Origin of the sequence: Paraburkholderia sp. GAS33 (genome assembly GCF_050436645.1) — a bacterium.
In the GTDB taxonomy this organism is placed as follows: Bacteria; Pseudomonadota; Gammaproteobacteria; order Burkholderiales; family Burkholderiaceae; genus Paraburkholderia; species Paraburkholderia phenazinium_B.
The window spans coordinates 11,014-24,552 of the sequence record NZ_JBNDMP010000016.1; the positions used below are offsets into that span (position 1 = coordinate 11,014).

The following is a 13,539-nucleotide window of genomic DNA, read 5'->3' on the forward strand; positions in this document are numbered from 1 at the left end:
ACGCCTTCGACGCAGCGCTCGTTTCGTGCCAGCGTCGTGTGGCCCGCGTCGTCAGTCAAGCACCAGGACATACAGGAAATTCCATGGCTCTTACCAGCACAACCACGCCGTCCGTTGCCAGCACCACCAGCCGCTTTGCGCAGGGCCGCAGCCGCGACATCATCTGTCTCGGCCGCCTCGGGATGGATCTTTACGCACAGCAGGTCGGCGCACGGCTCGAAGACGTCACGAGCTTCGCGAAGTATCTCGGCGGCTCGTCGGCCAATATCGCTTTCGGCTGCGCCCGGCTTGGGCTCGCGTCATCGATGCTCGCGCGTGTCGGCAACGACCATCCGGGACGCTTCCTCACCGAAACGCTCACCAAGGAAGGTTGCGACGTCAGCCACGTGCGCGTCGATCATGAGCGCCTGACTGCGCTCGTGCTGCTCGGTCTCAAGGATCGCGATACCTTCCCGCTGATTTTCTACCGCGAAAACTGTGCCGATATGGCAGTGGACGAAGCGGACTTCGACGAGGCGTACATCGCCTCGTCCAAAGCACTGCTGATTACGGGCACCCACTTTTCCACCGAACAGGTGAACCGCACCAGCCGCAGGGCGCTCGATTACGCCCGCCGCAACGGCGTGCGCACGGTGCTCGATATCGACTACCGCCCCGTGCTGTGGGGACTCACGGGCAAGGCCGACGGTGAAACCCGCTTTGTTGCCAGTGAGGACGTCACTGCGCACATCCAGCGCATCCTGCCATTGATGGATCTGGTGATCGGCACCGAAGAAGAGTTTCGCATTGCCGGCGGCAAGCATGAACTGATCGAAGCGCTCGCGATGGTTCGCGCGGTGACGCCCGCCACTCTGGTCGTCAAACGCGGTCCGCTGGGTTGCCAGATCATCGACGGCGATGTGCCGGCCTCACTCGACGACGCGCCGATTCACGGTGGTGTCGAAGTCGAAGTATTGAATGTGCTCGGCGCGGGCGATGCATTTGCCTCCGGCTTTTTGTCTGGGTGGCTACGCGATCAGCCGCTCGAGGCTTGCGCGCGTGCAGCGAACGCGAGCGGTGCGCTCGTCGTCTCTCGGCATGGGTGCGCCCCGGCCATGCCGACGCCCGCGGAGCTCGAGTACTTCCTGAGCGAGGCCAAGGCCGATCCGCAACGTATGCGCCGCCCGGATCGCGATGCGAAACTCGCGCGGCTGCACCGCGTTTCCCCTGCCCGCAAGCAATGGGACGAAGTGCTCGGTTTCGCCTTCGATCACCGCAACCAGTTCTTCGATCTGGCCCAGCAGACCGGCGCGGACGAAGCACGCATCGCGAGGTTGAAGAGCCTCTTTGTCGAGGCGGTTGCGCAAACCGAAAGCGCACTCGGCCTGCAAGGACGCATCGGTGTACTGATCGACGACCGCTATGGCCAGGATGCGTTGAACGACGCCACGGGCCGCGGCTGGTGGATCGGCCGACCGGTGGAACTGCCGGGTTCGGTACCGCTGGTGTTCGATCACGGGCGTTCCATCGGCACCACGCTGATTGCGTGGCCGCAGGAGCATGTGGTGAAGTGCCTCGTGCAATACCATCCCGACGAGCCGATCGAACAACGGCTCGAACAGGAAGCACAATTGCGCGCGCTCTACGATGCCACCCAGGCGAGCGGCCATGAACTGCTGCTCGAAGTGATTCCGCCTAAGCACGCGCATTTGCCGAGCGGATCCGACACCGTGTATCGCGCATTGAAACGCTTGTACAACATCGGCATCTATCCGGAGTGGTGGAAGCTCGAGCCCATGGAAGCTGCGCAGTGGCAGGCAATCGACGCGCTGATCGCCGAACGCGATCCGTACTGCCGTGGCGTAGTATTGCTGGGGCTGTCGGCGGCGGTTGAACAGCTGAACGAAGGCTTCCGCGCCGCAGCGCAATCGGCAACCTGCCGCGGCTTCACCGTTGGCCGGACCATCTTCCACGAGCCTAGCCACGCCTGGCTCGCAGGGACGATCGGCGACGACGAACTCATCGCACGTGTGCGACAGACGTTTGAAGCGCTGATCGCTTCGTGGCGCGCCACGCGCGGCAATCCGGCTACGCACGGCACTAAGCCACATCACGTTCACCAGGAGCAGGCTGCATGAACCAGCGCATCTTGCATCACGATCCGCAGGCGTCCGGGACGGCAGCGCCTGCGCCGGCCTCCGGCACGGTGCGTCTTACCACCGCGCAGGCACTAGTCCGCTATCTGGCCGCGCAGCGCGTGACGACCGAGGACGGTAGCGGTACCGAGCCGCTATTCGGCGGCGTATTCGCGATCTTCGGCCACGGCAATGTCGCGGGAATAGGCGAAGCGCTGTACCAGCATCGTCATGAATTGCCGACGCTGCGCGCGCACAACGAGCAGGCGATGGCCCACAGCGCGATCGCCTACGCGAAGGCCCATTTCCGGCGCCGGATGATGGCGGTCACGACTTCGATCGGACCCGGCGCGACGAATCTGCTGACCGCTGCGGCGCTCGCGCACGTGAACCGTTTGCCGGTCCTCCTGTTGCCCGGCGACGTGTTCATCTCGCGCGAGCCCGATCCGGTCTTGCAACAGGTCGAGGACTTCCAGGACGGCGGCATCTCGGCCAACGACGCGTTCAAACCCGTGTCGCGCTACTTCGACCAGATCGTGCATCCGGCGCAGTTGCTGACGGCTCTGCCCCGTGCGCTGCGCGTGTTGACCGATGCCGCGTTGTGCGGCCCTGTCACGCTCGCGCTGCCACAGGACGTGCAGGCCACCGCCTGGGATTTTCCGGCTAACTTCTTCGAACCACGCGTGGTCAACTTCCACACACCTGCGCCGATCGCAGAAGAAATCAGCGCTGCAATCGAGCGCCTGCGGCGCGCGGAGCGGCCGATGATCGTCGCCGGTGGCGGCGTGCTGTATGGCCACGCGGCTGATGCATTGCATGCGTTCGCCAGTGCACACGGCGTCCCCGTTGCGGAAACGCAGGCCGGCAAAGGTTCGCTGGCATGGAACGATCCGCTCAACACGGGGGCGCTCGGCGTAACCGGTTCGCCCGCAGCGAATGCACTCGCACACGACGCCGACTGCGTGCTGGCGATTGGCACGCGTCTGCAGGATTTCACAACCGGCTCGAACACGCTGTTCACCCAGGCCGACGTGATCGGCATCAACGCAAACGCGTTCGATGGCCTTAAACATGGTGGATTCGTAGTGCAGGCAGATGCACGCCGCGCGCTAGAGGCACTCTCCGCAGAACTCGGCAACTGGCATGCCGACCGTGCATGGACCGCGCGGGCACAAAAACTCGCAGCGGGCTGGCGCGACGCGGTCGGTATGCTGACGCATGCGCCGCAGCACGAAACCGTGTTGCCGTATGACGCGGATGTGATCGGCGCCGTGCAGCGCTCGAGCGCCAGGTCCGCCGTAGACGATATCGTCGTGTGTGCAGCAGGCACGTTGCCCGCCGAGTTGCACAAGCTCTGGCGCGCGGGCCGTCCCGGCGCGTATCACGTCGAATATGGCTATTCGTGCATGGGCTACGAGATTGCCGGCGGCCTCGGTGCGAAACTCGCCCGGCCCGAGCGTGACGTCATCGTGATGGTGGGTGACGGCAGCTACCTGATGATGAACAGTGAGATCGCGACCTCGGTCATGCTCGGCGCGAAGCTGATCATCGTCGTGCTCGACAATCGCGGCTACGGGTGTATCAATCGGCTGCAGCAGGCCTGCGGCGGCGCACCGTTCAACAACATGTTCGACGATTGCGAACAGGGTCCGCTGGGCGCACCGCCGATCGATTTCGCCGCACATGCACGCGCCCTCGGTGCGCAAGCCGAACACGTCGCGAACATCGCCGAACTTGAAGCGGCGCTGCAACGTGCGCGAGCTGCCGACCGCACGTACCTGATCAGCATCGACACCGACGCGGCGCGCACCACCGACGACGGCGGCTGGTGGTGGGAGGTGGCCGTGCCGGAAGTGTCCGAACGCGAAGGCGTGCGCGCAGCGCGTGCGCAATATGAAGCCCAGATTGCCGAGCGTGCCAAGTCCGCCGGCGACACCAAAAACGATTGAGGACACTGGCATGACTCAGTTCGAAGTACGAATCGGCATCAACCCGCTGTCGTGGATGAACGACGACCTGCCGTCGCTGGGCGGCGAAACACCGCTCGAGGTTGCGCTAACCGAAGGACGCGCGATCGGCTATGACGGATTCGAGCTTGGCAACAAGTTCCCGCGCGAACCAGAGGCCTTGAAAGCGCTGCTCGCGCAATACGACCTGGCATTGGTATCCGGCTGGTACTCGGGACGACTCGCACGACGCAGCGTCGAAGAAGAAATCGCTTCTGTGGACGCGCATCTGGAACTGCTGGCGCGCAACGGTTCCACGGTGATGGTGTATGGCGAGGTGGCCGATTCGATCCAGGGCGCACCCCAACCGCTCTATCAGCGACCGCGCTTCTTTAGCGACGCGCAGTGGGACGCCTACGCCGCGCGCCTGGACGAATTCGCGCGCTATACGCTAAGCCGTGGCGTGCGGCTTGCTTACCACCATCACATGGGTGCGTACGTAGAGACGCCTGCCGATGTCGACAACCTGATGTCGCGCACGAGCGACGCCGTCGGGCTGCTGTTTGACGCGGGACATATTACATTTGCCGGCGGCGATCCGGTCACGGTGCTGGACAAGCATATTGGGCGGGTGTGTCACGTCCATTGCAAAGACGTGCGGCCGGCGGTGATGAAACTGGCGCGCAATCGGAACTGGAGTTTTCTGGACGCCGTGATCGCAGGCGCGTTCACGGTCCCGGGAGACGGCACGGTTGATTTCCCCGCGATCATCGAACGCCTGAAGCGCCATGGTTATCGCGGCTGGCTGGTGGTCGAAGCCGAACAGGATCCGGTGATTGCACCGTCGTATGCGTATGCGGAGAAGGGGTACCTGACATTGCGGTCGCTGGTGGATGCGCCGCTCGAAGCCGGTACTTCTGCCACGAAGGAGGCAGCATGAGTTTGCTCGTAAAGGCACAGCGCGAGGGCCAGACAATCGCGCGGGTGACACCGGAGACAGCGGCGTGGCGTTACGTGGGTTTTGCGGCATACCGGATGAACGCGAACGAGGTCGTGCACGTGTTCGAACCGGGCCGCGAGGTGTGTATTGTCGTGTTGGCAGGCTCGGTGGATGTGGAGACCGGAGATCAGAAGTGGAGCGATCTTGGCTCGCGTGACAGCGTGTTTGAGGACGCGGCGCCGTATGCGGTGTACTTGCCGCCGGGTGTGCGCGCCACGGTGAGAGCGGTACGCGATGCGGAGGTGGGCGTGGCTAGTGCGCCTGCCAAGGGAGAGTTGCCGGCACGGTTGATCGAGCCTTCGCAAATGAAGCGTTCAACGCGCGGCAAGGGACTCAATACGCGGTATGTATGCGATATCCTGCCGCAGACTGAGGCCGCGGAGTCTTTGCTGGTGGTGGAGGTCAGGACGCCTGGCGGACATGCTTCGAGTTATCCGCCGCACAAGCATGACACCGATAATGTGCCGCTCGAGAGCTCGCTCGAAGAGACTTATTATCATCGGCTGGAGCCTAAGCAGGGGTTTGCTTTTCAGCGCGTGTATACCGATTCAAGGGATATCGACGAGTCGATGGCTGTTGAGGATCATGATGTTGTTATGGTTCCACGTGGCTATCATCCTGTTGTTGTTCCCTATGGGTATGATTCGTACTACTTGAATGTTATGGCTGGGGAGAAGCGGACCTGGCATTTCAAGAATGATCCGGCGCATGAGTGGATTATTAATAAGGACTAGGGTTTGGCTTGCCTGTGCGGAGCGGCACTTACTTTCTTTGTCCCACAAGGACCACATTCGGGTCGCCCGCGCACTAAGTGCGCGGGCGACGGGTTTGAAGGAAGGCGCTATTTTCTCCGTGCCAGATCAACGACTAATCCCCCGTCCTCACCCATCCGCACAACGCCATTGGCAACACTCCGCCGATACCCATAAAGCTCAAAACGCATGGCATCAGGTGCCGAACTGTCCCGAATCAAGGTCCGGCCATTCGTGACCAACGAATCAAACATCTTGATGTCGCCAGACTGAATCCACACAAAACTCCCGCCAGCCCCAGCAGGCGGCCTCGCCACCACCGCCCCACTCTCGCGCTGAAACTTCAACACTAAACCCTCATCCGTCACAGTCGCGCTCGCCAGATGACCCTGCAACACCGGCGGCGGAAACACCGTGTACTGATCGAATACCAGTTCGTTGCCCTGTAACGCCACTCCCTTGCGCACAAACGGTGTCAACGAGGCTAACGGAATATCCAGCGCCCGCAACAACCCCGCCTGCGGCACTCCTAGCACCTTGACTGACGTCGGTGCGTACACCAGATGCCGTTCATCCCGCGCGACAATCGTCCCGCTCATCGTCGTAGGCAACCACGCGCCCGGGAAATGATTCCATAACTTGATGCCGCCTGTAACCTGCAGCGCCCCGTTCTCCGGTGTCAACTTCAGATCGTTCAGCGAACGTGGTTCGTAATCCAGCAGGTAATCGTTGAACAGCGCCGCCATCGCAGGCCACGGTTCCACCACCTCGCCACCTATGATGTGAATGTCATACTGCTGCGGGTCGTCCAGATCAACTGGCTGTCCTGGCTTCTTCGGCACCATCTGCGCGTCGAGAGAACGCACGTGAAAACCGATTCGTCCCGAAACGAAGAAATCTACGTTCTCCATATGAATCAGGGGTGCCGGTCCCGATGAGTGCCGCTCGTCCGTGATCGCCGAGCCCGGCGTGAGCGCGTTCGCGCCGGAAAACGCGGCGCGGGTTCCGACCGGGATCGCTCGCGCCTGCGCAGCAGTGCGCAAATCGGGTGGCACGCTCTGCCATTGCAGTCGCGCAGCCGCAAGCGATGCCTGTTGGGCGCGGATAAAGCTGTCGTTAAAGCGTGCGCTTGCGCTACCGGTCTCTTGTGGGACGTCGTGCGAGGCGCCCGCCAGTGTGTCGAATGAGGGCAGATGCACATCCAGCGCGCCGGCCTCGTCGAAAGTGAAGTAGCCCGCCGCCATCTGCTCGCGGTAGTGGTACAAGTCGAGTACAAACGGCGCTTTGGCATCGACCGGTGTCAGCGCCATGTCGATGTTCATCGGCACCGAACGCATGAACTTGACGTCTCCCCCCTCCACCAGCATGCCGCGTGGCGGCATCGTCGCGGGCCATGCAATATCGCGCAACGTGTGATCGTCAAGCGTGAAGTGCACGCCCGCCGCCGACGTGTCGATCTGCGTGATCGTCATGTGCAGCGCTGGTGGCGGCGTGAGTTTTTCCACCTGCATGACCACGTCGTCCCCTTCCAGACGCGCAATCGGTGTATCCACTTTCAGCAGGTCGGCCATCTTCACATGTGCTGCCTGCATCAGCCTGTCCGCGCCCACGCCGGCGACTTCGACGTGGTCTGCACGGAACACGAGCTCGTCGGCGTTGCGCATAGAGAGTGTGCCGCTGAGGACGATCGGCACCCAGCTGTCGCGATGCATTTCGCCCGTGATGCGCAATGTGCCCCCGTCCTGGGGCACGACGTGCATATTGCGCAGAGGCGAGCCCTGGTACTGGAACAGATAGCGGTTGAAGATCGCCGTGAGCTTGTTGCTGTCGAGTGTGACGTCGCCACGGTGGACGTCGATCGTCACGCTGGTCGGATCGTCGAACACAATCGGCGCACCGGCATGCGTCGGCGTAAGTGTGGCCGCCATGCTGTGGATCATGAAACCGATATCGCCGGTCACGCGAAAATCCACGTCGCGAGCGAACATCATCGAACCGTCGATGCCGGAGTCACGTAGCGTCAATGGACGAACACGAATTTCGGTCATGCCACTAGCCGTTGGCAGGCGGTCGGCAATACGCTGCTCGTCGGCAAGCTGGCGTTGCTTGGCGATTTCCAGCGCGGGACGCGTGGAAGATGCGCCGCCGGGCGCCTGCGCAGACGCAGTGTTCTCTGAAGCGTGCGTCGCCGAGGTGTCTGTAGAACTGGCATCCGCGCAGGCTGAGACAGCCAACGCCATGGTGACCAATACGGCGCCCGGAGCCACGCGCGCGCACCAGGCTGGCTGAGCGCGTTGCAGGTACGTGGGTCGGGCCTTGATATACCGGGTCCTCCGTCGGCGAGCGTGAGTCGGGGCCGCCAAGATCCGCACGCCTCGTGCGGCCGCCGCAATCGCCATAGCGAGCCATCTAAGCGTGCGCACGACGACGCGCGTCGACATGAGTCCGTTCGGTTGCACGCCGGCCTTTGCCTCTGCATTTTTCATGATGTCCCCTCCCTCCTGCGACTGCTGCACGTGATAGTGGGCGCAGCACAGGTTTGTCTATGGCAACGGCCGGGGCGACCTGAAAACACCAATCGCCCCGCTTGCCCGTATTACCTGATTGTCTGTATTTGTCCTCGTATTGCCGACAAGATTTCTGGAGGACGTTCACCAAACGATCAAGCGTTTGAATCGCCAACCCATCTCCGCGCCAAGCCTTATGAGCGCTGGAGCAGAGAGATTTTTGAAATCCGGATTCAAACAGGGAGGATTGCCCGTCGATAGACCAAACAGGCGTAAAGACAAGTTGCGTTGCGCAACGGAAGCAGAAAAGGCTAGGCAGTCACGACCACAAGCGGCTCGAGCGCCGCACGTAGCGCTGCAGGCAGCTCGACCGGCCGCCGCGTCGCACGATCTACATAGACGTGCACAAAGTGACCTTGCGCAGCAGCCTGTGCATCACCTTCCTTGAACAGACCCACCTCGTAACGCACGCTCGTCGAGCCGAGACGGATCACCCGCAGGCCGGCTTCGACACGCTCCGGAAACACCAGCGGCGCGAAGTAGTTGCACTGCGTTTCGACCACCAGGCCAATTGTCTCGCCATGCTCGACATCGAGCACACCAGCGCGAATCAGATACTCATTCACAACCGTGTCGAAATAGCTGTAATAGACGACGTTGTTCACATGGCCGTAGACATCGTTGTCCATCCAGCGAGTAGTGATCGGCAAGAAGTGACGGAAAGCCGCACGCGCGGCGGGAACGGGTTTGTTCATCGTAAGCAGTACGTAGATGATTGTTGGAGAAGGAAGTCTCGCGAACGCGAGCGAGCGTTTGCTGCTATTGTCCGGGCCGCTCGACGAACTCGAACGGCAGACCGCGACGGCGCATCCACTCGCCGAGCGCTTGTCCGGTGCCCGCGCGCCACGGGCGCAACCTGGCCGGTTCGACGAGCCGGTATTCGAGCAATTCGGGCGACAACGCGATCGTGCCGTATGCTCGCACGTGATAGGCGATGATCAGTTCGTTCTTGCGCATGAATTCGTAGACGCCGACCAGTTCGACCGTCTCGGCCTGCAGCGACGTCTCTTCGCGGACTTCGCGCGCAATGCCCTCCTCCGGTGTTTCGCCGTTTTCCAGAAAACCGGTGATCAGCGCGAACATCCCTTCAGGCCACGCGGCATTACGCGCGAGCAGGATCTTGCCTTCGTACTCCACGATAGCGGCCACCACGGGCAGCGGATTGTTCCAGTGCACATAGCCGCATGTTTCGTCGGGGCAAACCTGACGCTCACGGCCGCCCTCGTGCTCGGCGTCAGTGCGCTCGACGAGAGGCGTAGCGCAGCGGGGACAAAATCGGTAGTCGCTCATGGTGGGAAATCGTCTCTGGATATGTCGTAGTGGTATTGGGTTGTGCTGGCTCAGCGCGCACATCGCCGATGGTCAAGCCGCCCAACGCGCGGCGCAACCACACAGCGGTTATGTGGATTTCTCGCGGCATTCATCGGGCGCTCACGCAGCGCAGAGTTCGCGCACCTGGGCCGCAAAGCGCTCGACGGTGTCGGGTTGGGTATCCCACGCGCACATCAGCCGGCAGCCACCCGCGCCGATGAATTCGTAGAACTTCCAGCCGTGCGAGCGCATCGCCTTCGCGACCTGCGCGGGCAACTGCGCGAACACCGCGTTCGATTCGGTCGGGAACATGATGCTCACGCCAGGAATCTCGGCGAGGCGGGTTTCCAGCAATTTCGCCATCGCGTTCGCGTGGCGCGCATTACGCAACCACACGTCGCCGTCGAGCAGGCCCAGCCAGGGCGCGGAGATGAAGCGCATCTTCGAGGCGAGTTGTCCGGCTTGCTTGAGGCGATACGCGAAATCGTCAGCGAGCGCGCGGTCGAAGAACACCACCACCTCGCCGACCGGCAAGCCGTTCTTCGTGCCGCCGAAGCACAGCACATCGACGCCCGCGCGCCACGTGATCTCGGATGGATGCACGTCGAGCGCAGCCACTGCGTTGGCGAAGCGCGCGCCGTCCATATGAACCTTCAGGTGACGACGCTTGGCAATCGCGGCGATCGCGCGCACTTCTTCGACGCTATAGACGGTGCCCACTTCGGTGGATTGCGTGAGCGTCACGACCTTCGGCTTCGGATAGTGGATATCCGCACGACGTGTCACGACGGCTTCGATTGCATCGGGCGTCAGCTTGCCGCCAACTCCCGGCGCGGTCAGCAGTTTCGAGCCGTTCGAGAAGAATTCCGGACCACCGCACTCGTCGGTTTCGATATGCGCCAGTTCATGGCAGATCACCGAGTGATACGACTGACACAGCGAAGCGAGCGCGAGCGAATTGGCCGCGGTGCCGTTGAAGACGAAAAACGCTTCGCAGTCGGTCTGGAACAGATCGCGCAAGCGGTCACAGACCTGCTGGGTCCAGGAGTCGTCGCCGTACGCGGGTTCGTGGCCGCTATTGTTGGCGGCGATCAGCGCATTGAGCGCTTCGGGACAGATACCCGCGTAGTTATCGGAGGCGAAATGTTGCATGGCTGGCGACGCGCCCGGCGACGGACGCTGGAGAGATGACCGGAAAGCGGTCATTTTAGTGCGCCAGCCAGTAAATTGTTTTTCGCCAGTCAGATTACGGGATGCTTTAGCGAGGCGGTGGCGGTGGCGGTGGCGGTTTCGGCTACGCCCGCTGCGGCCTGTTCGGTCGGTTTGAGCTGTTTGGCCGGTAAGCCACCCACATCAGCCCGAGCGCGCCGAGCAGCAGAGCGCCGGCCGCCAGCCATAACGCAAGGGAGAATGACCCGGTATGGACGGCGATCGGTGCCGCCACCAGCGGCCCGATGATCTGTCCGACGCCGTAGGCCGCAGTCGCGTAGCCCATCAGGCCGGCCGCGTGATCGCCACGCAGGCGGCGCGCCTCGCGCATCGCAAACAGGGTGATGGCGGTGAACGGCAGCCCGATTAACATACTACCGAGCCCGAAGCCGCCGGCCGTCGGCCAGACAATGCCGAGGGCCACGCCCGCCGCCTGCAGGACGTAACAGGCGGCCAGCAGGGTCCGGTTGTCCCAGTGGTGCGGCAGACGCGCGGCGCCCAGTGCGCCCGCGATCAGCGCGAGGCCGAACATCGGCCAGAACAGATCGGGCCAGGCGGAGCCGGGCAGCGCATGATGGGCGATCACCGGCAGAAAGGTCGCCGTGATGATGTAGCCGAAGCCCGGCACGCCGTACAGCACGACTAGCCAGAAGGCGTCGGCACGATGCGGGGGATTCGTCGAAGAGGTCGTTGCAGAGGCTGTGGGCGAAGTCGAATGGGTTGTGCGACTAGCGTCGTTTCCGCCATTGCCGGCTGCAGATACCGCGGCGCCCGGCCCGGTGGGGATGGCGACAAACACCCGCCAGACCAGCGCGGACAGCACCGCTGCTGCGATCCCAAATCCCAGCCAACCCACCGTGGCCCCGAGGCGTCCGGCGGCGCTCACGAACAACCCGGTCGCAATGATTCCAAACCCGGGCCCCGTGTAGATCACTCCGCCCCACCCATGTGCGCCCAGTTCGGCGAGCCGCCGCAATCCCCATTGCGACGCAAACACAAAGGTCCACGCGCTGACCGCGCCGGCAGCGAAGCGCACGATTGCCCAGACCCAGAAGTGGCTAGTCAGGCCCATCGCCAGGGTCAGCAGCACGGTCAAGGCGAGCCCCACGCGCACCATCCGCGCCGGTTCGACGCGCAGCGCCGCGCAGGCGAGCGCACCGGCAAAGTAGCCGGCGTAATTGCACGACGCAAGCCAGCCGCCGTGACGGATGTCGAGTCCGCCGCCATGCAGCATCAGCGGCAAGAGCGGCGTAAAGGCAAAGCGGCCAATACCGAGCGCCACCGCCAACACGACCATGCAGGCGATTGCGGCCTCGCGGGCCGGGTGAGATCCGGCCGACGCGGCGAGTGGGCGAGTTGAGGCGAGATTGTCCATGTGGCTGACTTCGAAAGGGGTCAAACGCGGCCAGATTGCGGGGCCGGGCGCAGCAAATGCGATGCACCAGCGCCTTGAACCCATCATAGCTTGACGCTTCAATCACAAAAAATGAATAATATAGATACCAATGATCTCTTGGAGAGAACCATGGATCTGGCCGCACTGACCATTTTTCGCGCCGTAGTGCGCGAGAACGGCGTCACGCGCGCTGCCGCGAAGCTCAACCGGGTGCAGTCGAACGTGACCACCCGCATCAAGCAACTCGAAGAGCAGCTCGGCACCGAACTGTTCATCCGCGACGGCCGCAGGCTGGTGCTGACGCCCGCCGGTGAAACCCTGCTGCCCTATGCCGAACGGCTGCTGGCACTCGCCGACGAAGCACGTCAGGCACTGCGCGAAGATCATCCGAGCGGCCGGCTGCGGCTGGGCACCATGGAAAGCGCGGCGGCAAGCCGCCTGCCGGAGCTGCTCGCGCAGTATCACCAGCGCTGGCCGGAGGTCGGCCTTGAACTGGAAACCGGGACGAGCGGTCGTTTGATCGAGCGCGTGCGGGCTTTCGAAGTGGACGCCGCGTTGATCGCCACCCCTCTCGCCCCCGGCTGGGATGGCGAGCTATTCGAATCCGTACCGGTGTTTCGCGAAGAACTGGTGATGCTGACGCCACGCGGCCATCGGCCGATTCGCGAGGGACGCGACATCGCGCTGTCGACGCTGATTGCATTCGAGCGCGGCTGTGCGTATCGCAGCTACGTCGAGAAGTGGTACATGGAGCATGGCATCCGCCCGGCGCGGGTGCTGGAGCTCGGTTCCTATCATGCGATCGTCGCTTGTGTAGCGGCGGGCGCGGGCGTGGCTGTCGCGCCACGCTCGGTGCTCGACCTGCAGCACGATATGAACAACATCGCGGTTCATTCGCTCGACGACCTGGGCATCATAGATACGCTGCTCGTCTGGCGACGCGGCCATTTCTCGTCTGCGCTCAAAGCGCTGCGCGAGACCCTGCTGGCCAGCAGCAATCTGGCGGAGCCTGTGGGTGAGCAAGTCACGGTAGGGTTGCCGACAGCGGCCTGACTGCTGGAGCGATGGTCGGGTTGCAACGCCTGGTGTCATGGCTACGACTACGTCCACTGCACTACGCCCACTCCGTCACCGCACCGAAAGCAAAAGAGCCGCGAGTTTTTATTCTCGCGGCTCTTTTGTTTCGGAGCTCCAGCCACACACACGGGCGCTCCTGCCGGCTTGCTCCGGATGGCTTATAACAG

Annotated in this window: 10 protein-coding genes; 5 read left to right on the forward strand and 5 right to left on the reverse strand. The window is 62.9% G+C overall.

Annotation, left to right across the window (positions count from 1 at the left end; all coding sequences use genetic code 11):
• Positions 1-83 precede the first annotated feature (83 nt).
• Genes P3T24_RS33565 through iolB form a run of 4 tightly spaced genes read left to right on the forward strand, consistent with a single transcriptional unit; the run spans position 84 to position 5,794 of the window.
• Positions 84-2,117, forward strand: coding sequence for a bifunctional 5-dehydro-2-deoxygluconokinase/5-dehydro-2-deoxyphosphogluconate aldolase (locus P3T24_RS33565; protein ID WP_429441069.1), 2,034 nt, complete (start codon positions 84-86; stop codon positions 2,115-2,117).
• Positions 2,114-4,063, forward strand: coding sequence for a 3D-(3,5/4)-trihydroxycyclohexane-1,2-dione acylhydrolase (decyclizing) (gene iolD / locus P3T24_RS33570; RefSeq protein WP_429441070.1), 1,950 nt, complete (start codon positions 2,114-2,116; stop codon positions 4,061-4,063). Before P3T24_RS33565 ends, iolD begins: the two co-directional genes overlap by 4 nt.
• Before the next feature lie 10 nt (positions 4,064-4,073).
• Positions 4,074-5,000, forward strand: a complete 927-nt coding sequence (gene iolE / locus P3T24_RS33575) for a myo-inosose-2 dehydratase (RefSeq protein WP_074263924.1) — start codon at positions 4,074-4,076, stop codon at positions 4,998-5,000.
• Positions 4,997-5,794: a 5-deoxy-glucuronate isomerase gene (gene iolB / locus P3T24_RS33580; protein ID WP_429441071.1), complete on the forward strand. Its 798-nt coding sequence runs from the start codon at positions 4,997-4,999 to the stop codon at positions 5,792-5,794. The genes iolE and iolB overlap by 4 nt, the downstream gene beginning before the upstream one ends.
• Before the next feature lie 107 nt (positions 5,795-5,901).
• On the opposite strand, the gene P3T24_RS33585 is transcribed toward iolB, so the two are convergent.
• The 5 genes from P3T24_RS33585 to P3T24_RS33605 form a co-directional block, all read right to left on the reverse strand.
• Positions 5,902-8,052, reverse strand: coding sequence for a hypothetical protein (locus P3T24_RS33585; RefSeq protein ID WP_429441210.1), 2,151 nt, complete (start codon positions 8,050-8,052; stop codon positions 5,902-5,904).
• Positions 8,053-8,630: 578 nt separating this feature from the next.
• Positions 8,631-9,074: an acyl-CoA thioesterase gene (locus P3T24_RS33590; RefSeq protein WP_074263922.1), complete on the reverse strand. Its 444-nt coding sequence runs from the start codon at positions 9,072-9,074 to the stop codon at positions 8,631-8,633.
• Between the two features lie 64 nt (positions 9,075-9,138).
• On the reverse strand, positions 9,139-9,669 hold the full coding sequence (locus P3T24_RS33595; RefSeq protein WP_429441073.1) for an NUDIX domain-containing protein: 531 nt from the start codon (positions 9,667-9,669) through the stop codon (positions 9,139-9,141).
• Between the two features lie 141 nt (positions 9,670-9,810).
• Positions 9,811-10,842 carry a threonine aldolase family protein gene (locus tag P3T24_RS33600; RefSeq protein WP_429405453.1) on the reverse strand — a complete coding sequence of 344 codons (1,032 nt, stop codon included), beginning with the start codon at positions 10,840-10,842 and terminating at the stop codon, positions 9,811-9,813.
• 142 nt (positions 10,843-10,984) lie between these two features.
• The gene (locus P3T24_RS33605; RefSeq protein WP_429441076.1) at positions 10,985-12,274 is read right to left on the reverse strand and encodes a YbfB/YjiJ family MFS transporter; all 1,290 of its coding nucleotides are present in this window, start codon (positions 12,272-12,274) and stop codon (positions 10,985-10,987) included.
• Positions 12,275-12,424: 150 nt separating this feature from the next.
• Here P3T24_RS33605 and P3T24_RS33610 point away from each other — a divergent pair, with 150 nt between their 5' ends.
• Positions 12,425-13,348 carry a LysR family transcriptional regulator gene (locus tag P3T24_RS33610; protein WP_429441078.1) on the forward strand — a complete coding sequence of 308 codons (924 nt, stop codon included), beginning with the start codon at positions 12,425-12,427 and terminating at the stop codon, positions 13,346-13,348.
• Positions 13,349-13,539: the final 191 nt, after the last annotated feature.